The organism is Arachidicoccus rhizosphaerae, assembly GCF_900107765.1.
GTDB lineage: Bacteria > Bacteroidota > Bacteroidia > Chitinophagales > Chitinophagaceae > Arachidicoccus > Arachidicoccus rhizosphaerae.
In genome coordinates this window covers 110565-130305 of record NZ_FNQY01000001.1, presented here as the reverse complement: position 1 = coordinate 130305, position 19741 = coordinate 110565, and the positions used below count along the sequence as shown (strand labels likewise).

Sequence of the window (19741 nt, the reverse complement as noted above, 5' to 3'; positions counted from 1 at the left end):
TTTGTTTGGCTTTTTGCCTTTTAAAAGTTCACCTGCAGACCAACCGCCAGGGATTTAATCATAGGATAGTTGGCGCTTAACAGCTCAGGATCAAAAATGTCCGGCACCTTACTGTATTGCCACAGGTTATAGGCGGCGCCATATACCCTGATTTTTTGCAGGCCTAACCTGCGGACCGTATTTTGAGGCAGGGTATAGCCAAGCGTCAGGTTTTTAAGCCGGATATACGCGGCGTTTTGTAAAAAACGGGTCTGCGTAATGATGTTTTTACTGGCGTTTCTATAAGCCGGATACAGGGCGCTGGGCCTGTCAGGGGTCCAGGAATTTTCATAGACTTCTCTGGTGCCGGAGCCGCCGGCAATGGCGCCCCAGAATAAGTTGTCACTGATATAGACATCTCTTTTGCCCACACCCTGGAAGAAGATATTGAGGTCAAAGCCGTTCCAGGAAAAATTGGAGTTGAGCCCGAATTGATACCTGGGCGTACTGTTGCCGATGATGCGCCGGTCTCCGTGATCGGCCAGTGTACCGGCTCCGCCACTGATAACAGAATCTCCGTTTAAATTGGCATACTGCATATCACCGGGATACCAGACTCCGGAATTTATTAACTTCTGGCTGGTCGCCTTATCGATCTGATCCTGATTTTGAAAGATGCCTACTGATTGATAGCCCCAGATATCTCCCATTTTCTGACCCACATAAAGGGTACTCAACAGCATATTGGGGTTATTGTCGAATTTGGTGATTTCTGTCTGATAGTCTGACAGCACAAAGTTCAGACTATAGTTCAGTCCATAATCTGTTCTGTCCTTGTATCCGACTGTCAGGTCCCATCCGACCGTTTTTAATTCACCGGAGTTTTTAGTAGGCGATGCGGCGCCTAAAACGGCCGGAAATTTATCGCCGTCTACTAAGATATCACTGGTTGTTCTGTTATACCAGTCAAAGCTGATGTCCAGTTTATTAAAAAGGGTCATATCCATACCAAAGTCAAGGGTCGCTGCAGTTTCCCAGGTAATATTTGGGTCTACGAGACCCGGAGGGTAGACGCCCACCGGGCGTTTGCCATCAAAAAGCTGGGAAACCTTAGCGGTCGTCCCATAGGATGGGATATAGATATAATTGGATACATTTTGATTGCCGATGCTACCATATGAACCGCGTAGTTTAAGGTCGGTAAGTGCAGGCTTTAAGCCCTGCATAAAGCCCTCCTGGCCGATACGCCAGCCGGCGGAGATGGAGGGGAAGAACTTCCCTCTGGAATCCGTCGGAAACTTACTGGTCAGATCATAGCGGCCGTTGGACTCCAGTAAGTATTTCCCCTTATAATTATAGGTCAAACGGTAGAACGCGCCCCGTACAGCCCAGGAAGAGACCCCATCACTGGCAGTACGCTCTCCGGTGGTCTGATCAATGGCCGGAACTTCGGGGGTAATAATATCATTGCCGCTGCCATCCAGTTCATCATAACTGTACCATTCCTGATTAAAACCCACCAGGCCATATAGATTATGACCGCCTTTGCTGAAAGAATAATCAGAATAGAGGTTAATCAGGTATTGATTAAAATGATTATAGGTTTTGGAAACTGAACTGGGACTGGTATATACATTATCCGTATTGAGCCATGAGTTCTCCACCCTGTCGAGTTCCGGTATAATGGTTTTGCCCCGGTAATTGTTTGAAGTATAGGAGATGTCTCCCTTAATTTTCCAGTCTTTGGTTAACTGAAAGGTAGGAGAGGCAGCCAGTAGAAGATTCTCGGTATTATCCTGGTCTAAGGATCCGTAATCCATAAAGGATAAAATGTTATCCGTATACAGGCCGCCCATGCCAAAAGGAGCGTCAGCCGGTGTTTTTAATGGCATATTGATATTACGTCCCGGTTCCTGGGCCAGGGCGCGCCACCAGCCGCCTTTGCCGGAAGGATAGACGGGTTGTTTGTACTGCGTGTTATAATAGTTGGTTTTAAACTCCATGGAAAACCAGTTCGTAACCTTGGTGTTTAGATTGAAGTTGGCGTTATAGCGCTGGAACTTGTCTGTATTCATCTTGTAGATACCCTGCTGACCCAGGTAGCTGACGGAGGCGTAATAGGTCGTTTTTTCTGACCCCCCGGAAATGCTCAGATTATGCTTCATCATAGGGGTGGCGCTTTTGACGGCCTCATCATAAGGGTTTTGGTTGCCTACCCAGATGATGGAGCTGGAGTCGTTGCCAGGCACACTCATGATATAGGGGGAATTATGCACAGGGTCCGCCATGTAGGCTTTAATAGCCTCCAGTTTGGTGACCTGGTCAGAAGGCACACTCTGACCAGTAAAGGCATAGGCGTCATTAGATGCCTGCTGGATCTCATAGGCATTCAGCAGGTCAGGTCTGGCAGCCGGCCTGTTCCACTGAAAATCATTGGAATAGCTGAGTACTGGTTTTTCGGTGTGGGTACCTTTTTTGGTTGTAATCAGCATGACGCCATAGGCGGCGCGTGCCCCGTAAATGGCCGATGAGGCCGCGTCCTTAAGGACGGTAACCGTTTCTATGTCTTCCGGATTTACCTGACTGATGTCCATCGGTATGCCATCCACTAAAGTATAAGGACTGCCTGTTTGTATTTCAAAATCGCCACTGCTGTTTTTGGCAAAGGAAGTACCGCCGCGGATATTAATGCTGGGTGTTGTATTGGGGCTTCCGTTGGCAATACTGATGTTGACATTGGGCATTAATCCCTGCAAAGCCTGACCGATATTAGAGACCGGCCTGTTTTCCAGGTCTTTGCCTGATATCTGTGAAATCGCTCCGGTCAGATTGATTTTTTTCTGCTTCCCGAAACCGACGACCACCAGGTCGTTTAAACTACTGGCCTGATCTGCCTGTAAGGTAATATGCAGGCCACTGGTGTAGGACGCTTCACTATTCAGCGTGACGGATATATTTTTGTACCCGATATAGGAAAACTCCAATACATCGCCCTCGTTGACAAATAAGGAGAAGGCGCCGGAGCCGTTACTGATGGTTCCTTTGCCTGTTCCCGCAAGCCTGACGGATACCCCGGACAAGGCCTTTGCTGTGGAATCGGTTACAGTGCCGGTCAGGCGCCAGGGTTTAGGCTGAATAGCTGCTTGAGATTCAGTAGGTTCCTGCTTTTTTTCCGGTAATAATGTAATCGTTTTCTCAACTATTTTATAAGAAAAATCCTGATGGGCAAAGGCGTTTTTCAGGGCCACTTCAAGCGGCACATTCACCATCGGAACGGTTTTGATGTCCGGCGCATTTTTGATCAGATCATCATTAAAAAAGAACTGGTAGCCTGTTTGACGGTGGATTTCCCGGATGAACTGAGCTACCGTCAGCTGTTTTGCTTTGATAGACACATTTTGTGCAACGCCTTTGGCGCTGAGCTGCATACAGCAGGCCACTACAAGGAGTGTGGTAAGTCGCATCTTTAGCCAGATTTTGTGTCTGGATTTTCGCCAGACAAGGTTAAAAATCTTTGTCATACTTTTGATCAAGTTTTGGGTTAAAAAATAAATACGCGATGTTTATCCAATAAGCCCGAGGCCGGTCGGAACACTGCCATGTTCCGACCATTTTATTGTTTCAGGGCTTTGAAAAATTTAAATCAAGTCTTAGTTTATAAGATCCAGAGCGCTTTTTGATGTAATTCAAACTTTATCCCTCCGGTCTCTAAAATGGATAAGACCTGAGAGAGGCTGTTGTCTTTGCTGATAATACCGGAATAATGACCCTTGGGTATTTGACTTTTATACACAATTTCAATATTATACCACCGGGATAGCTGTTTTAAAATCTCTTCGGCCGAGGTCCCGTTAAAATAGAACTGATTGTTTTTCCAGGCCATGACCTCCTGCAGATCAATGTCCCTTCGCACCTGAATATTGCCATCTCGGATGGCAGCCTGTTCTAAGGGGTGAAGATAGGAATGGTGATTTACTTCCACGAGTCCTTCCAGCAGCGTAATCTTGGTTTGTCCGTTATCCTTATATCCATTAATATTAAAATGGGTGCCCAGTACCAGAACGGAGTTGGATTCCTGGAGGACTTCAAAAGGCTGTTTGTCCTTGTGACGTACCTCAAAATAAGCTTCTCCGGTGAGCCGGACTGTTCTTTTATCCGGCGCAAAATCTCCTGGAAAACTAAGGGTGGAACCGGTATTGATCCAGACTTCAGAGCTGTCCGGAAGCTGGATATGCACTGGTCTGGAGCCTTTAGGAACCGTGATGTCACTAGGGGGCGCCAGCGCAGATGTTTTTAAAAAGACCAGCCGTCCGTCAGCGGCTCTTTTGACACGGGTAGCCTGTTCTTTCAGGGCCTGGTCCAGGTGCAGGGCCTGGCCCTGTACGCCCCAGCTGATGGTGGGGGCAGTCAGTTTGGGAGCTGTAATATCCTGACCGGAAGAGCCGTGCCCGGTGTCAGCCGTTACGCTGGCCGGAGGACGGTTTATTTTATAGAAAAGAAAGGTCAGGCAGCTGATCGTGGTAATGACGGCCAGCGCCCGCCACAGCCGTTTTGACTTTTTGCGCCTTTGAACCTGCTTTTGAACCTGCTCAGCATCAAAAGCAAAGGGCTTTGCCAGATCATCCGGCGCCTGGCTGGGACTTGCCGGATGATCTGGCGTCCTGCCCAAGGCGTACGCATAAATATCCTTTTTCTGTCTTTTTGAAAAAAAGAACCCTGCTGCACTCATTTGCTCATTATAGTGCAGTTCCATCCATGCGTCAAAGGCCGTACGCAGTGCGGGATCCCGGCTGTAATCAAGCAGGGTTTCCGCCTGCTGCTTAGATAGCCGGCCATCCAACCATTTTTGTAATAAGATGTCTAAACTTGGCTCCATTTTCCGCTTTTTTTAACAGTGTCTCTACCTATATGACACCATTCGTTAAAAAAAGGGGTATAAAAATTTAATTATTTTACAAAAAGTGCAAATAAAGTTAAAGTGGTGCCGGCCTCAATATATTTAATAATATGACCGGTAGCGAGTTGCAGGTATTTTTTGACCGTCTGAGGCGATAACTCCATTTCCTGGGCGATCTGTTTATAAGATTTGCCAGCTCTGCGACTCAGCAGGTAGGCGGTTTTCTGTTGACTGGGCAGGCTTTGGACGGCTGCTTCAAGCAGGGACAGCCGGCGTTCTTTTTCCTGCAGTTGCTCTATGGAATCATTCGAATCTGTTAGCTGGAAAAGGGGGGTCTGTAAATCATAGTGAATGACCAAAGCGTTTCTAAGCGCATTGAGCGCCTGATGTTTGGCAATGACAAAGAGCCAGCCGTGAAAGTTTTTGATTTCAGGCAGGGTTTGTCTGTTTTGCCATATTTTTAAAAAGACATCCTGCACGATTTCTTCTGCCAGGCCATGGTCTTTGGTAATGGCGGCAATAAAACGGCCTAACGGGTCACTATAAAGGTCAACCAGTTTTTTAAAGGCAAGCTGGTCGCCTGCCGCGACCGCTGCCAGTATCTGTAATTTATCCGGAATTGAATGTTGATCCACCTTGATCTTCCTGGGCTCTATAGTTCTATGATATCATGATGCCACCCCCTGGTGCTTCTATGCTGACTTATAAGGTTATAGACCGCATTGAAGTATATGGGAGTATGATTAATATGCGTTTGAAAATGAGTTATCTGCTGTTGTCTCCATCCAGCCAGCCGCCAAGGGCGCCTAATATGCTGCCTTCATCTTTTTGTTTATAAGTCCCGTATGCGAGGATTCTGCTGGCCAGACGACTGACCGGCAGTGACTGGATCCAGACCTTGCCCGGACCGGTTAAAGTGGCAAAAAATACGCCCTCTCCGCCAAATAGCGTGTTTTTGATGCCGCCGATAAATTCAATATTATAATCGACCTGACCTGTAAAGCCTACAATACAGCCGGTATCCACTTTTAATCGCTCGCCCGGCGTTAATATTTTCTCTACGATATGGCCGCCGGCATGCATAAAGGCCATGCCGTCTCCTTCGAGTTTTTCCATGATAAAGCCTTCACCGCCGAATAGACCGGTCCCCAGGCGGCGCTGAAGCTCAATGCTGACAGAGACGCCTTTAGCGGCACATAAAAACGCGTCTTTCTGGCAAATGATCCTGCCTCCCAGCTGATAAAGGTCCAGCGGGATTATTTTGCCGGGATAGGGCGCCGCAAAACTTACATGTTTTTTCTGACCCGGAGCCGAGATATTGGTATAGGCCGTCATAAACAGGTTTTCACCGGCAAGCAGCCGCTTGCCTGCGGAAAAGAGCTTATTTAAAATGCCGGCATTCTGCGCGCTGCCGTCGCTGAAAATGGTCTGCATCTGAATGCCTTCTTCCATCATCATAAAGCTGCCCGGCTCTGCAATAGCGGATTCCTCAGGATCCAGTTCGATTTCTACGTACTGCATCTCCTCCCCTATTATCTTATAGTCTATTTCATGGTTTTGCATGAGTATATTGGATTTTCTTAGTTTGAACGTTTATTTTTTTGACTTTGGAGTCCCGGATGCCTTTTTGGGAGTTTTGGCCGGTTTTTTATGCACCAGGTCAAAGGATTGCCGAATCTGTGTTTGAATCAGTTCCTGACTCAGGCTGCCGTCTATAATCAGGGTGTTCCAGTGCTTTTTATTCATATGATATCCGGGGATAATCGCCGGATATCTCTCCCTGAGTTCAATCGCCTCTTCCGGACTGCATTTAAGATTTAGCCTTAAATCTACATCATCGAAGCGCATCAGCAAAAATATTTTACCGGAAGTCTTGTAGACAAAGGTTTCCGGACCAAAGGGGAAACATTCATCTATTTCAGGATCAAGGGATAATGCATAATCCCGGATATCGTCTAAATACATAAGTGCTTTTGTTCAAAAATACCCGATTTTCACTAAAATTTTAACGTCTAAAATAATTTGTCAATTAAATATTTGTTGTAATATTGCACCGGAAACAGGCTTTAAGTTAAAACAACCAGTTCATTTCTTTGCTTGTTTTTTTCAAAAAAGATCACAAACTTATCCTTATTTATTTAATAAATACAACGACAGCGTCCCTATTTTTATGCGCGCTCAAGTGAACCTCACATTTCAATTTATACATATTTTATGTACGACATTTTGCAATTAAATGATATGCCGGTTTCGCAGTTACTCGAAATTGCCGAACAGCTGAAAGTAAAAATACCTGCCTCGAAAAAAAACGACAAACAAGATCTTATCTACAAAATACTGGACAAACAGGCCGTAGATGAGAGTGAAGATAAAAAAGCAGGGGAAAAGAAAAAGCCCGGCAGAAAAAGAACAATCAAGGCGACCACCGGTAATACGACCGAAGATGCTGAAGTCATGAGTGATGAACCGGAGCAGGAAAGCGCCCCAAGAAAAAGAGCCAGAAAAGTGATTAAAAAAGCCCCGGTTGCTAAAGCAGAGAAAAAGGATGATGGAGAACATCAGGATAAGGTAGGTGTTAAACTGGAAGCTAAAAGGGAAACAAAAAATACGGCAATAAAACCTCAGCCGACTAAAAAAGAAGAAACAGTGCCTGCTACTAAAGCAAAACCAACACATCCTACTGAAAGTAAAGAACAATACAAAGAAAGCACTGAGAAAGAAAGCGATCTGTTAAGTGATGAGGAAATCCCGAAAATCTCTGACGCGTTTCTAGCTTTATTATCCAATGATGAGGGAGATATCTCTGTCGAAGAGCTGGAAAAACTGGACGAATCAGAATTAATTCCTCCGACAGTTGTAGATCGCCGGCCTAAATTCCAGAAAAAAGAACCGGTATTTAATATTGAATTTGACGGAATCATTCTAAGCGAAGGTGTCCTGGAAATGATGCCGGACGGATATGGATTCTTACGCTCCTCTGATTATAATTACTTATCCTCTCCCGATGATGTATACGTATCTCCATCCCAGATTAAATTATTCGGATTAAAAACAGGCGATACCGTATACGGATCTGTCAGACCTCCAAAAGAAGGAGAAAAATATTTTGCGCTCTTGAAGGTGGAAACCATCAACGGCAAAAGCCCCGATGAAGTCCGTGACAGAGTGCCTTTTGATTACCTGACTCCCTTATTCCCTTTTGAGAAACTGAATTTATTTCAGAGTTCCATCAATTACAGCACCCGTATAATGGATCTGTTTACCCCAATCGGTAAAGGACAGCGCGGACTGATTGTGGCACCGCCTAAAGTGGGTAAAACCGTTTTATTAAAGGAAGTAGCCAACGCTATTGCGGTCAATCATCCGGAATGCTACCTGATGGTGGTACTCATTGATGAGCGTCCGGAAGAGGTAACCGATATGGAACGCAGCGTAAAGGCAGAAGTAATCGCTTCCACTTTCGATGAACCGGCAGAAAAACACGTTAAAGTCTCTACGATGGCCCTGCAGAAAGCCAAAAGACTGGTAGAATGCGGTCATGACGTGGTGATCCTGCTGGACAGCATTACCCGTCTGGCCAGAGCACATAACACGGTGGCACCTGCCTCAGGTAAAGTGCTTTCCGGTGGTGTGGAAAGTAATGCGATGCAAAAGCCTAAACAATTCTTTGGGGCAGCCCGTAAGATTGAGCACGGCGGATCATTGACCATCCTTGCGACCGCACTGGTTGATACCGGCAGTAAGATGGATGAAGTCATCTTTGAAGAGTTCAAGGGTACCGGTAACATGGAGCTGTCTTTAGACAGAAGACTGGCGAACCGTCGTATCTTCCCTGCCATTGATATTGTTGCTTCTTCAACCAGAAGAGATGACCTGTTAATCAGTAAGGAAGCCTTAACCAGAATCAATGTGCTGCGTGTTTATTTAAGTGACATGAAGACGGAAGAAGCCATGAATGATCTGTTAAAACAAATGCGCGGAACCAAGAGCAATGAAGAGTTCCTGGCTTCAATGAACGGTTAATCAGATGTAACTGCTGCGGCGCGTTGCCGCTAATGATAAGGGTTTAAAATGCCCGAAAATTTATCGCCCCCGTTATGGTTTCAAATGACCGTGCGGGGGTTTTTAAATAGGGGAAAATAAGGATGCGGTCCCAAGGTAATAGCGGATGCGTTTTTCAGGCAGGCCGAGTCATTTGTTAGGCAACAATTAATACCTGAGACGGCTGCCGGTAAGGTTAGGAATATTCGCCCCTATGGGGGATAAGTAAAAGCCCCGTAACATTTTCGTTACGGGGCTTTTACTTATCCGGCTTTACCGGTAAAGATCAGTTGACAGCGTCGTTGTTTAAACAGGGTCCTGATTATTGAAAAGTACTGTCTGCAATGTTTTCATTAATCTGAATCAGGGTCGCCGTCATTTTGGCGGAGTGCCCCATGTTTTCCGTGATGCTGGCATGAGGGATCAGGATGCCTTTAACGGCTTTGTAATCACTAAACTGTGCGCCGCCCTGAGCAGACTCCGTTTTTACCTTTAAGTGGGAGTCAATGTCATAATAACTGGTCGTTACCTGACCTATAGGATCTGTTATCAGGACTCTGTAGGCTTTTTTGCCGTTAATTTCCTGTATGTCTTTGGCTTCCAGTTTGTACCCCGGATTCTGATATTTTAGTTCCGGGAATACGCCCAGGGAGCTTTTAAAGGACTCCAGCATTTTCCCTTCTAAAGGCTGGGTTTTTCCCTGCTGGGTCATGGTGCCTTTATCTCCGTCCAGAACGACCTTCATCACCTGCATATTCATATCCGGCAGGTTTACTTCCTCCGCGAATTTATCCGGCGCTTTATAGTTTAAGGAGACATTTAATTTTGTGCCGCTGGCATCTCCTGTCAGGGTCTCATGATAGGTCTTGACGGCGGAAAGCTTATCCTTGCCGCCGATGGCCTGCAAATAATCATTGATGATATCCTGCGCACTGACGCCTTGCGGTATCGCCTCAGCCGTACTGGCGGCGTTGGGCCAGACATTATTGGTGGAGTCTACATCGGGATATTGTCTTTGAGGGTCCAGGGTGATTTTTTTCACCTTGGAGGTGGTTTTAGCCTGCAGGGTCCAGGTGCCGCCACGCTGCCAGATTTCTACCGGCAGTTTCAAATGCAGGGTCTGACCATTGTCCTGTTCAATATCCATTTGAACCGGAAGGGGCATCTGGCCGATATTTTCAAGGGTAATTAAAGCGCCTTTGGTTGGATCTCCGTTAACATAGTCCACTTTATTTACCGCCTGATCGATGGCCCAGTTATTATAGAACCAGCCTCTCCAGAACCAGCCCAGATCTTCTCCTGCCGTATTTTCCATGCTATGGAAGAAATCCGCGGGGGTGGGGTGTTTATAAGCCCAGTCTTTGATATACTGCTTAAAGGCGGCGTCAAAGCGCTCAGGTCCCAATACTACGTCTCTTAAGATCAACAGACCAACAGCCGGTTTATAATAGCCTTCATTACCTAAGTTGGCCGCCTGCAGCACATCAGGAATGGTCATGGGCACTTCGGCGCCCGGTTTGAAGAAACTTCTGGCAATTCTGTACTTATCAGGTTCATTATTATAAGCACCGTTATTAAAAATCCGGGAACAGTAGAAATTGGTAAAGGTATTAAAGCCTTCATCCATCCAGGCATATTTGCGCTCATTGGAGCCCACGAGCATTGGGAACCAGTTGTGACCGAATTCATGCAGGGTAACAAACCAGAGTCCGGGTCCGGTGGAGCGGGCACTGCAAAATACAATACCCGGATATTCCATCCCACCTACGGTACCGGCGACATTGGTGGCAACGGGGTATGGAAAATCGTGCCAGTAAGAATTGATCTCAATGGCTTTTTTGGTATAATAAGTTGAGCTGTCCCAGCCATTTGTGGTGGCGGATTCTTCCGGATAGACGGACTGCCCCAGGATCTGATTGCCGCTCTGCATTTTAATGCGGGCCGCATCCCAGATAAAGGCCTTGGAGGCTGCCCAGGCTACGTCTCTGGTATTGATACAGCTAAATTTCCAGGTGAGCTCTTTTTGACTGAGATGGTCTTTACCGCTTTTTACATCGTCCAGTGAATGAATGGTGACCGTAGCATCGCTGTTTTTGGCTTTGTCCAGTTGCTCAATCTGCTTTTTAGTTAATACTTCTTTGGGGTTGTCCAGGGTGCCGGAACCGACGATGACCAGATCGGAAGGTGCGGTAATGGAATAATGAATATCCCCGTATTCCAGATAAAACTCGCCGGCGCCCAGATAAGGCAGGGTGTTCCAGCCTTCTACATCGTCATAGACACACATTCTGGGGTACCACTGGGCGATTTCATAAATCCATCCGTTTTTGGTGTCCAGCCGGCCCATTCTGTCGGTGCCTCTTTCCGGAATGGAAAAACCGTAATCAATCTGAACAGCGACTTTTCCGCCTTTGCCCGCAAGTGCCTTAGGCAAAAGAATCTGCAGCCGGGTATCCGTGATTCTGTATTTGGGCTGGTAGGACTTGCCATCCATCTTAAGGGTAATATTACTGATCTCGTCACCCTGGGTATAGATGGGCGTCGCCCACCTGCCGCCGCCTATATCGGTTGTAGCGGTGGCCCTGGAATCCTCTCTGTAAATATTTTGATCCACATAGAGCCATAAATAAGGTAGCTCATCGGGACTATTATTGGTGTAATTGATCTGGACGGCTCCTTTAATGGTCTTGGCCGCCGTATCCAGCTTGACCTGGATATCATAGTCTGCACGGTTTTGCCAATAATCGGGCCCGGGGGTGCCGCTGGCACTACGGTACATATTGCCGGTCTGGGTATAAAAACCCGGGGCAAAGGCTTCGTGCTGGTTGTACTTACTGCCATTCTGCTGCGCAAAAAGTCCTTGCAGCACAAGCAGGGATAAAGCACACAAATAAAATTTTTTCATCCAAATTTTGTTTTAGGTTTTCTTACTATAGCTGGTTTAAATCAACGCCGGGCTGGTTGTCCATCTCTATAAAGTGGGAGATGAGAAGGGCCGGATTGAGTCAAAAAGTAGCGGATTATGTAACACTAAGCCAATTATTACTGGCACAATTTACGACGTTGTTAACAATAGTGCAATTTTAAGGACGATAAATTTTTAAGGGAGGATCCTTTGTTTTGGATTATTGCGCTAATTTTGGCGCAATTATGCAATATAGTTTTCAATACGAGAAGCCCAGGGTCCTGCAAGGTCTGCGGGTACATTTTGTCTCCCGGCCGGAAGTAAAGATTATGGCTTACGCCGTCAATATTTTTGCCATTGTGGCCGCCGTGCTATTTTATATGCATAAAATCCGGCCTCAGGCATTTTTACTCTGTTCTTTGCTGTGGTTTATATTAATGCTGATTTTTTGGTTTTTTATGCCCAGAATGGTCTATAAAAGAGCACAAAAGACATTTGAAGATCAATATATTGCGACTTTTAACGCCGTCGGCGTAGGGCTGGAAAACGATCGCGGGTCCATGAGTTGGGACTGGTCTAAATTCTCTAATTATTTTGAATCCGGTCAGTTCTTTCACCTGTACTTCGGTCCCCGCTCCTTTTTCTTATTCCCCAAAACACCTATGGATGCAGATTTTATTATTCATCTAAGGGCACTGCTGGGGGAACATGTCCGGAAAGGAAGAACCTAGGGCTTTTTAACTATTTGATCGTCAGTTATTGGTCGGGCACGGTTCGTATCGGCTCCCCGGCCAGGCGGAGCAGTTGCTGCCTTATAAGAGTCTTTCCAGTCTTTTTTCCATCAGCCTGTGGGGTAAGGAGACCTCCGTAAAAGGCTCCCCGAATACCTGATATCCAAGTTTCTGATAAAAGCCTACGGCAGAGTTTCTGGCATGTAAAATCATATGGCCATAGCCAAAATCCAGGGCGATGGTCTCTGCAAACCCGACCAGGGCCCGGCCCACTCCTTTTCCCTGTAAGCCGCTGTGAACAGCCATCTGTCGCAAGCGCATGGAGCCGGCGTCCATCTTTTTGAGCATGCAGCAGCCCATAATCTTGTCGCTTTCAAAGCAGCCGATTAATATGTCGCTTTCATCCTCTACGGTATCTCTTTTGGAGAGTTCCAGCCCAAGGGGTTTTCTTAAAATCTGGTGCCTTAACTGCAGCATCTGCATATAGGCCTCACTGCCATAATCAATTATTTGTATTGCCATTGTACAAACTTAACGGTTTCTAAATCAGTTGCTACCCACTAAAATTATATTATTTTCTCAAAACAAAAATAAAACTTTCATGAAAATTAGTTTATTTTGTACTGATAATCAATGGCAAATGCTTTTGGCCGGTATTTTTAAAGCAGACAAAATCAAAACAAAACCGAGATATTGCATTGCCAATTGATTAAAAATTATATTTTTGTGCCCGTAACTAAAAATTTTTTACAATGTCAGAAATCGCAACAAGAGTTAAAAAAATTATTGTTGATAAATTAGGTGTTGAAGAAGCGGAAGTGACTTCTGAAGCCTCATTCACTAACGACTTAGGCGCCGATTCACTGGATACGGTTGAGCTGATCATGGAATTTGAAAAAGAATTCAACATTTCTATTCCTGATGAACAAGCAGAAACAATCACTACTGTGGGTCAGGCCGTTTCTTACCTTGAAGAACACGCCAAATAGTTTTTAGAAGAATATATTGTTAAGATATTTCAACATTTAAGTCCGTCTCCCGATAATTTAAATTACCGTGGGGCGGGCTTATCTTAAGTTTATAACCAGTGTGGAGCGGCAGGTGTTGCTGCCGGCAATTATAAACTTAAAGCGCTCAGGCAGTACGGCTGAACACTCTTTTAACGGTTCTGGTGTTCAGATAAGCGGGAGTTGACAATAATTCCTTGATCAGGATACTGCAGGATCTGACCGGAGACTGGCTAAGCATGCATGCAATAAAAGCGGAAAACTTGCAGCATTTACCTTCTTTTGCTGAAATGGCGGGTTGTTCGTAGTTTTGACAACCTCTGTTTCCCGGAAGGGCCAAAGATGGTTGGTCTGATATTAAAATATTTAAAGGGATGCCATGCCGGTAATGGCCGGCGTTCTTCTGTAATTCGTGCAAAGCCGGTTAATTAAATTCATGTGGCCGGACTACATCACGTTAAACTGTAAGTAAGTAACTTTACACCATAATTATGCAAACAAAACGTGTTGTTGTAACGGGAATCGGATGCCTTACTCCTCTTGGTAATAATCTTCATGATTATTGGCAGGGTCTTATTAACGGTGTTTCTGGTGCCGATATGATCACCTTATTTGATGCTTCTAAGTTCCGGACACGTTTTGCGTGTGAAGTAAAAGGCTTCGATCCGACGGATTATATGGATCGCAAAGATGCCCGTAAAATCGACCGCTTTACCCAACTGGCCATTGCAGCCAGTGTACAGGCTATGGATGATGCCGGTCTGAACAAAGACAATATTGATCCGGATCGTACCGGCGTGGTACTTGGTAGCGGGATCGGAGGACTGATTACCTTCCAGAATGAAGTCATTGACTTTGCCAAAGGAGACGGAACACCCCGGTTTAATCCTTTCTTTATCCCTAAAATGATTTTGGATATTGCGCCGGGTCAGGTCTCTATGCGTCATAACCTGCGCGGACCTAACTTTTCTACGGTAAGTGCCTGTGCCAGCAGTACCCATGCCATCAATACCTCTTTGGATCTTTTACGTCTGGGTAAGGCAGATATCATGCTGACCGGTGGAAGTGAAGCAGTTATCAGTGAAGCCGGTATCGGCGGATTTAATGCCATGAAGGCCATGAGTGAACGTAATGACGATCCCAAAACAGCCAGCCGTCCTTATGATAAGGACAGAGACGGATTTGTAATGGGTGAAGCCGGAGCCATTATTGTGCTGGAAACCCTGGATAGCGCACTGGCCAGAGGCGCCAAAATATACTGTGAGGTAGCGGGTGGCGGAGCCACCGCGGATGCACATCATATCACAGCACCACATCCGGAAGGCCTGGGCGCCCAGAATGTAATGCTGGATGCCTTAAAGGATGCGGATATGAAAATCGAAGAAATTGACTATATCAATACGCATGGTACTTCTACCCCTTTAGGAGATATCGCAGAAGTAAAAGCCATTGTCAATGTCTTTGGCGAACATGCCTATAAGCTGAATATCAGCGCGACCAAATCCATGACAGGACACTGTCTGGGAGCAGCCGGCGCCATCGAGGCCGTGGCCTCCATCATGACGGTTGTTCACGACATTGTTCCCCCAACCATCAATCATTTTACGGATGATGAGAACCTGGATCCTAAACTGAACTTTACTTTTAACAAGGCCCAGAAACGTATTGTCAATGCGGCCCTGAGTAATACGTTTGGATTTGGAGGACACAATGCAGCCGTCATTGTGAAAAAGTATATTCCATAATCATTTTGCAAAAATCGGTTCAAAATATTGTTGGGAAGTTGACCAGTCGTCCCAGTTTAAAAAAGCAAATCTCTCTGATTTTAGGGATTAAGCCTAAACATGTGGCGTTGTATGAGCGTGCCCTCAGCCACCGGTCTGTCTCGGAGGAGGTCGCTGAAAACAATGAAAGGCTGGAATACCTGGGTGATGCGGTTTTAGGCACCATCGTGGCGGACTATCTGTTTAAAAAATACCCTTATAAAGATGAAGGATTTTTAACAGAGATGCGTTCAAAAATGGTGAACCGTCATCAGCTCAATGATATCGCGATAAAAATGGGGCTTAAAACGCTGACGCGTTTTAATACGGCGGATAATGCGCTGCGCAACAGCCAGATCTTTGGCAATACCCTGGAAGCACTGGTGGGCGCCATTTATCTGGATAAAGGATACGAGAAGACCAGAAAATGGATCATGATCCAGATCCTTAATCCTTATCTCTCTGTAGATGAACTGGAGCAGGTAGAAATTAATCTGAAAAACAAACTCATTGGCTGGGCAGGCCGCAATAATAAGGATATCCAGTTTGAGACCGTAGATGAGTCCTCAGAGGGCAAAAGACGCGTCTTTACGGTAGCCATTATACTGGATGGCGAAAAAATAGCGGAGGGCAGGGGCTTTAATAAAAAAGATGCCGGTCAGATGGCCGTCGCTGAGGCCGCTAAAACCATCCCTTTATAAAGGCAGGCCGGCGGCATGTAAAAAAAGCTCCCTTAACACCCCTCCCTCAATCTTCACTAAATTTAACAGCAACTTGCTGATTAATAATTATCTTCGTTTCTTATAATTTTGCAGCCGGGGACGCTCATAAAAGAATATTTTTTATCAGGTCCTGGCGAATGAATCATACATAAATCCATTTAAACACCTTAAAGAATCATACCTTATATGTTCCCAAGAGAGGTTAATAGAAGAGCCGGTTTATGGCTTTTAACTGCACTGGTCCTGGGTGGCCTGCAGGTCGGCTGTCAAAGTAACAACGGCGATAAAAAAGCAAATACCACGGCAGATTCTGCGCAGATGGTGATTAATAACCAAACGACAGATCAGCAAATCAAAGCGCATCTGGACTCTCAGAGCGTTAAATCAGAAACCGTTATCCCGGCAGCTACGGATACGACAGCGACCCTGCCGCCCGCAAAAGGGCAGGCGGCTACTACGGCCGGTTCTGATCTGCCACCGGCAGCGGCATTTGATCAGGATACGACTAAAAAATATATCTATCTGACCTTTGATGACGGCCCTCAGGCAGGGACGATGAATGTCTATCATACCTTAAAAGAACTGGGGGTGAAAGGGACTTTCTTTATGGTGGGACTCCATGAGACCTTTGGTAAAAAATGGCATGACATCGTGGATACCATCAGAGCAGGCTATCCGGATATTTTACTCGCTAACCATAGCTTTACACATGCCAATGGACATTATATGTCCTTTTACCATAACCATCAGGCCTGTTTTGAAGATTTCATGAAAGCACAAAAAAGCCTGGGCGTAGAAAGAAAATATATCCGCCTGCCGGGCAATAGCGGCTGGGTGCTCTCCACCGGCATCAAAGCCCATGACCTGGTAAGGCCGGTTTGTCAGCTCCTGGACTCTGCAGGATATTCTGTTTTTGGCTGGGATCTGGAATGGTCTTTTAAAAGAGATCCTTTAGGCCCCGGATCTGTTCCGGTTCAGTCGGCAGACAAAATGATCCGGATGGTGGAAAATGCCGTCAGCGGGCATCATACCCATAAAAGAAATGCGATGGTCTTATTAACCCATGACCGGATGTTTCACCGCGACAACTACAGAGACTCTTTGTACAAGGTTATCCACGAGCTGAAAACCAGACACCCTGAATATGTATTTGAAACGGTGGAGAATTACCCCGGAGCTAAACGAAATTAATACAGGGAAGTCTAAGAGTTGAAATGGACCAGATTTAGGACTTTGTTTAATCCCGGTCCTTTTCTAAATCAAAATATTACGTGTATCTTTATCCCTATTAAAAAACCACATATTATGGCTTTATTTAAATCAAGTAATCCAACTGTCGCAGAGAAAGTCTTTAAGAACTCCCTGGGCACAGCTGACAGCACGGCCGGCACTATGACCATCGGCGGTGCAATCGGTAAGTTTGGATTTTTATTACTGATGGTGATGGGCGGCGCGATCTATACCTGGAACCTGCTGGGTAAAGGCCAGAGCTCTTTACTACAGACAATGATGATGGTCGGTATTATCGGCGGTCTGATTACCGCAATGATTATTGTGTTTAAACCGCATTTAGCAAAATATATCGCTCCTTTATATGCGTTGTTGGAAGGCTTTGCCTTAGGAGGCATTTCTGTCGTGATACAGGCGGCTTTTGCCGAGAAATATCCAGGCATCGTACTGCAGGCAGTGGGCCTGACCTTTGCGGTCGCTTTAGGTATGCTGGCGCTTTATGCTTTCAGAGTCATCAGGGCCACGCAGAAGTTCAGGGCGATTATTTTTTCTGCTACCCTGGGTATTTTGATTTTTTATGTCATTACCTGGATCTTAAGCCTTTTCCATGTTAATGTATCCTTTATGTATGACAGCAGCCTGCTGGGCATAGGCATCTCCCTTTTCATCGTAGCGATTGCTGCGTTGAATCTGATTTTAGATTTTGACATGATTGAAAAGGGTGCTCAGATGGGTGCTCCCAAATACATGGAATGGTATGGCGCTTTCGGCCTGATGGTGACCATGGTATGGCTTTACATCGAAATCCTTAAGTTACTGTCCCGTTTTGCCGGTAGAAACAACTAAAAGGACGGGTTAGCCGTCTTTTACCGAATATTTTTACAGCGCTCCCGGTGGATATCCTATATCCTTCGGGAGCGTTTTTTTACGGGCTATACTACTAATTGGGAATGGCTCCCTATCATAACCGTGTCCTGTTTTATCCACAAGGGAGGCCCGGGTAGCAGCGATGTTCCGGCGAGCAGAAGGGGTTACAGATTTTTCCCGTAGATTTAAGCCATTGTACACCTGTAAACACCTAAAATTTCCCGAATGGCCATTATACACCTGACGCTGGAATTGAGTCAATGAAAGGATCATAACAGTCTGATTGCTGCGCTAAGACCGCTAGGAAAGGCGAAAGGAACCGATCAGGTTCATCTGCATTTATTGTTAAAGGAGGCTAAAGCTGAGCCAGGCAGTGCGGAAGCGGGGCTTTTTTATCCTGTAAACTCCATGCTCTACGCGGATCAGTTGCTTATCATCGCAACCGCGGTCAGAAAGCTTAGAGACCGGGGCTGCCTAATGCGTATAGAGACCAGGGGATACCTATCGGAACAGTTTTTTCAAAAAGAGATAACGGACGGCCGCATACGGTATGCCGGCAGGATAGATTTTTTCAGATTACTGGAACTGGGTCCACAATTCCCGGGTTTGGAAAACTTGACGCGGCGTCCGGGTAAAGACCGCTTCATTGAACTGACCCGTTTTGATAAGGATAATTATTTTGAAGTGGGGACAAGGATTATCCGGATTGTAGCTACTCATGCCAGGGTGGATAAGGCGGTACAGTATATGCTGGATTTTTGTTTATTTGAAATCATGGATAATGTATTGACCCACGCCGTTTATGCGGAGCAGGTCAGGGCGGAGGGTTGGTGTTCGGCTCAGTATTTTCCCGCATTAAAAAGCGTCCGGCTGATGATTGCGGATACCGGAATCGGGATTCACCGGGCCCTGACCAGACACCCGGACTCTAAATACCGGCAACTGTCTGCCAGCCAGGCTTTAAGGCAATGTGTAGAAAAAGGGGTAACCAATGGAAAAGGTCAGGGTTTTGGCTTATATGCGACCAGGCAGTTTGCCATGCACAACAAAGGAGAACTGCTGATATATTCGGCGGAGCATTACGGCATACTCAGGCAGGGTCAATACCGGGTCTGCAAGGGAGCCTACTGGCAGGGAACCCTGGTTTTTCTAAATATCAGAACCGATATAACGGTTGATTATAAGAGCTTTATGGGAGAAAACGAGTGCCTGGCTGATGATTTTAATTTTATCTATCCGGACGGGCGGTAGTAAGGGGAATAAAGTAGCGTCCTTTTGGATTTACCGGAAGGCTTGCGGTTTATCCATAAGGGGCCTTAAGCATCAGTGACTTAATTAAAGAGCTGTCCCAGGTATGCTGCTTTCGGGGAAAGGTCCGCTGAGCCAATAATCTTAAGGAAAGCCTACTGACTATCAATCTGTTATCTTTTGGTCCGATCTGCCGCTTAGCTTTTTTGGATTTTAAAGGGTGAAAGGCCGGTAAGCGGGCTGCCGACCAGCTACAACGCTTGGCTACAGCGGCCTTTTGAGTCGTTTTAATGATTAATAACAAGGTTTTGGCAATTTTACCCGAAATTTTACGCAAATTAAAAAATTAGT

General features: G+C 45.9%; 18 protein-coding genes. 8 read left to right on the top strand and 10 right to left on the bottom strand.

Translation table 11 applies throughout. The features are described 5' to 3' along the window. Nucleotides 1-20 precede the first annotated feature (20 nt). The 5 genes from BLU80_RS00455 to BLU80_RS00435 all read right to left on the bottom strand — a co-directional run bounded on the left by BLU80_RS00455 (nucleotide 21) and on the right by BLU80_RS00435 (nucleotide 6841). Nucleotides 21-3500 carry a SusC/RagA family TonB-linked outer membrane protein gene (locus BLU80_RS00455; RefSeq protein WP_091392049.1) on the bottom strand — a complete coding sequence of 1160 codons (3480 nt, stop codon included), beginning with the start codon at nucleotides 3498-3500 and terminating at the stop codon, nucleotides 21-23. A gap of 134 nt (nucleotides 3501-3634) precedes the next feature. After that, complete coding sequence (locus BLU80_RS00450; RefSeq protein WP_091392047.1) at nucleotides 3635-4855, bottom strand: FecR family protein; 1221 nt, start codon at nucleotides 4853-4855, stop codon at nucleotides 3635-3637. Between the two features lie 71 nt (nucleotides 4856-4926). After that, nucleotides 4927-5511 carry an RNA polymerase sigma factor gene (locus BLU80_RS00445; protein WP_170831089.1) on the bottom strand — a complete coding sequence of 195 codons (585 nt, stop codon included), beginning with the start codon at nucleotides 5509-5511 and terminating at the stop codon, nucleotides 4927-4929. Between the two features lie 130 nt (nucleotides 5512-5641). Continuing rightward, a complete protein-coding gene (locus BLU80_RS00440; RefSeq protein WP_091392043.1) occupies nucleotides 5642-6439 on the bottom strand; it encodes a TIGR00266 family protein in 798 nt (265 codons plus the stop codon). A gap of 30 nt (nucleotides 6440-6469) precedes the next feature. Next, nucleotides 6470-6841 carry an MmcQ/YjbR family DNA-binding protein gene (locus tag BLU80_RS00435; protein ID WP_091392040.1) on the bottom strand — a complete coding sequence of 124 codons (372 nt, stop codon included), beginning with the start codon at nucleotides 6839-6841 and terminating at the stop codon, nucleotides 6470-6472. Nucleotides 6842-7090: 249 nt separating this feature from the next. On the opposite strand from BLU80_RS00435, the gene rho reads away from it, so the two are divergent. Next, the gene (gene rho / locus BLU80_RS00430; protein WP_091392038.1) at nucleotides 7091-8899 is read left to right on the top strand and encodes a transcription termination factor Rho; all 1809 of its coding nucleotides are present in this window, start codon (nucleotides 7091-7093) and stop codon (nucleotides 8897-8899) included. A gap of 340 nt (nucleotides 8900-9239) precedes the next feature. Here rho and BLU80_RS00425 read toward each other — a convergent pair whose 3' ends face one another. After that, nucleotides 9240-11822, bottom strand: coding sequence for a M1 family metallopeptidase (locus BLU80_RS00425; RefSeq protein ID WP_170831088.1), 2583 nt, complete (start codon nucleotides 11820-11822; stop codon nucleotides 9240-9242). A 245-nt stretch (nucleotides 11823-12067) separates the two neighbouring features. Between BLU80_RS00425 and BLU80_RS00420 the strand changes: the two genes are divergently transcribed. Beyond that, nucleotides 12068-12553 (top strand): YcxB family protein, encoded by a 486-nt coding sequence (locus BLU80_RS00420; protein ID WP_091392036.1) that lies wholly within the window; start codon nucleotides 12068-12070, stop codon nucleotides 12551-12553. An 81-nt stretch (nucleotides 12554-12634) separates the two neighbouring features. Here the strand turns inward: BLU80_RS00420 and BLU80_RS00415 are convergent, their stop codons facing one another. Continuing rightward, a complete protein-coding gene (locus BLU80_RS00415) occupies nucleotides 12635-13075 on the bottom strand; it encodes a GNAT family N-acetyltransferase (protein WP_091392034.1) in 441 nt (146 codons plus the stop codon). A gap of 230 nt (nucleotides 13076-13305) precedes the next feature. Here BLU80_RS00415 and BLU80_RS00410 point away from each other — a divergent pair, with 230 nt between their 5' ends. Further along, nucleotides 13306-13542: an acyl carrier protein gene (locus BLU80_RS00410; RefSeq protein ID WP_091392032.1), complete on the top strand. Its 237-nt coding sequence runs from the start codon at nucleotides 13306-13308 to the stop codon at nucleotides 13540-13542. A 145-nt stretch (nucleotides 13543-13687) separates the two neighbouring features. Here the strand turns inward: BLU80_RS00410 and BLU80_RS00405 are convergent, their stop codons facing one another. Further along, nucleotides 13688-13978: a hypothetical protein gene (locus BLU80_RS00405; RefSeq protein WP_091392030.1), complete on the bottom strand. Its 291-nt coding sequence runs from the start codon at nucleotides 13976-13978 to the stop codon at nucleotides 13688-13690. Nucleotides 13979-14051: 73 nt separating this feature from the next. On the opposite strand from BLU80_RS00405, the gene fabF reads away from it, so the two are divergent. From fabF to BLU80_RS00385, 4 genes are all read left to right on the top strand, one after another. Continuing rightward, nucleotides 14052-15305, top strand: a complete 1254-nt coding sequence (gene fabF, locus BLU80_RS00400) for a beta-ketoacyl-ACP synthase II (protein ID WP_091392028.1) — start codon at nucleotides 14052-14054, stop codon at nucleotides 15303-15305. Between the two features lie 5 nt (nucleotides 15306-15310). After that, a complete protein-coding gene (rnc, locus tag BLU80_RS00395; protein ID WP_244518629.1) occupies nucleotides 15311-16024 on the top strand; it encodes a ribonuclease III in 714 nt (237 codons plus the stop codon). Nucleotides 16025-16231: 207 nt separating this feature from the next. Further along, complete coding sequence (locus BLU80_RS00390) at nucleotides 16232-17236, top strand: polysaccharide deacetylase family protein (RefSeq protein ID WP_091392025.1); 1005 nt, start codon at nucleotides 16232-16234, stop codon at nucleotides 17234-17236. A 114-nt stretch (nucleotides 17237-17350) separates the two neighbouring features. After that, nucleotides 17351-18121 carry a Bax inhibitor-1/YccA family protein gene (locus BLU80_RS00385; protein ID WP_091392023.1) on the top strand — a complete coding sequence of 257 codons (771 nt, stop codon included), beginning with the start codon at nucleotides 17351-17353 and terminating at the stop codon, nucleotides 18119-18121. 33 nt (nucleotides 18122-18154) lie between these two features. On the opposite strand, the gene BLU80_RS19355 is transcribed toward BLU80_RS00385, so the two are convergent. Beyond that, nucleotides 18155-18415, bottom strand: a complete 261-nt coding sequence (locus tag BLU80_RS19355) for a hypothetical protein (protein WP_139188057.1) — start codon at nucleotides 18413-18415, stop codon at nucleotides 18155-18157. A gap of 69 nt (nucleotides 18416-18484) precedes the next feature. On the opposite strand from BLU80_RS19355, the gene BLU80_RS00380 reads away from it, so the two are divergent. Continuing rightward, nucleotides 18485-19393, top strand: coding sequence for an ATP-binding protein (locus BLU80_RS00380; protein WP_091392021.1), 909 nt, complete (start codon nucleotides 18485-18487; stop codon nucleotides 19391-19393). Between the two features lie 49 nt (nucleotides 19394-19442). Here BLU80_RS00380 and BLU80_RS00375 read toward each other — a convergent pair whose 3' ends face one another. Beyond that, nucleotides 19443-19727, bottom strand: coding sequence for a hypothetical protein (locus BLU80_RS00375; protein WP_091392019.1), 285 nt, complete (start codon nucleotides 19725-19727; stop codon nucleotides 19443-19445). Nucleotides 19728-19741: the final 14 nt, after the last annotated feature.

Excerpts from the sequence above, each read along its gene's own strand:
- BLU80_RS00450 (WP_091392047.1), bottom strand. The coding sequence starts at position 4,855 with ATGGAGCCAAGTTTAGACATCTTATTACAAAAATGGTTGGATGGCCGG.
- BLU80_RS00390 (WP_091392025.1), top strand. The coding sequence starts at position 16,232 with ATGTTCCCAAGAGAGGTTAATAGAAGAGCCGGTTTATGGCTTTTAACT.
- BLU80_RS00435 (WP_091392040.1), bottom strand. The coding sequence starts at position 6,841 with ATGTATTTAGACGATATCCGGGATTATGCATTATCCCTTGATCCTGAA.
- BLU80_RS00455 (WP_091392049.1), bottom strand. The coding sequence starts at position 3,500 with ATGACAAAGATTTTTAACCTTGTCTGGCGAAAATCCAGACACAAAATC.
- BLU80_RS00385 (WP_091392023.1), top strand. The coding sequence starts at position 17,351 with ATGGCTTTATTTAAATCAAGTAATCCAACTGTCGCAGAGAAAGTCTTT.
- BLU80_RS00420 (WP_091392036.1), top strand. The coding sequence starts at position 12,068 with ATGCAATATAGTTTTCAATACGAGAAGCCCAGGGTCCTGCAAGGTCTG.
- BLU80_RS00410 (WP_091392032.1), top strand. The coding sequence starts at position 13,306 with ATGTCAGAAATCGCAACAAGAGTTAAAAAAATTATTGTTGATAAATTA.
- BLU80_RS00415 (WP_091392034.1), bottom strand. The coding sequence starts at position 13,075 with ATGGCAATACAAATAATTGATTATGGCAGTGAGGCCTATATGCAGATG.
- fabF (WP_091392028.1), top strand. The coding sequence starts at position 14,052 with ATGCAAACAAAACGTGTTGTTGTAACGGGAATCGGATGCCTTACTCCT.
- BLU80_RS19355 (WP_139188057.1), bottom strand. The coding sequence starts at position 18,415 with ATGATCCTTTCATTGACTCAATTCCAGCGTCAGGTGTATAATGGCCAT.
- rho (WP_091392038.1), top strand. The coding sequence starts at position 7,091 with ATGTACGACATTTTGCAATTAAATGATATGCCGGTTTCGCAGTTACTC.
- BLU80_RS00440 (WP_091392043.1), bottom strand. The coding sequence starts at position 6,439 with ATGCAAAACCATGAAATAGACTATAAGATAATAGGGGAGGAGATGCAG.
- BLU80_RS00425 (WP_170831088.1), bottom strand. The coding sequence starts at position 11,822 with ATGAAAAAATTTTATTTGTGTGCTTTATCCCTGCTTGTGCTGCAAGGA.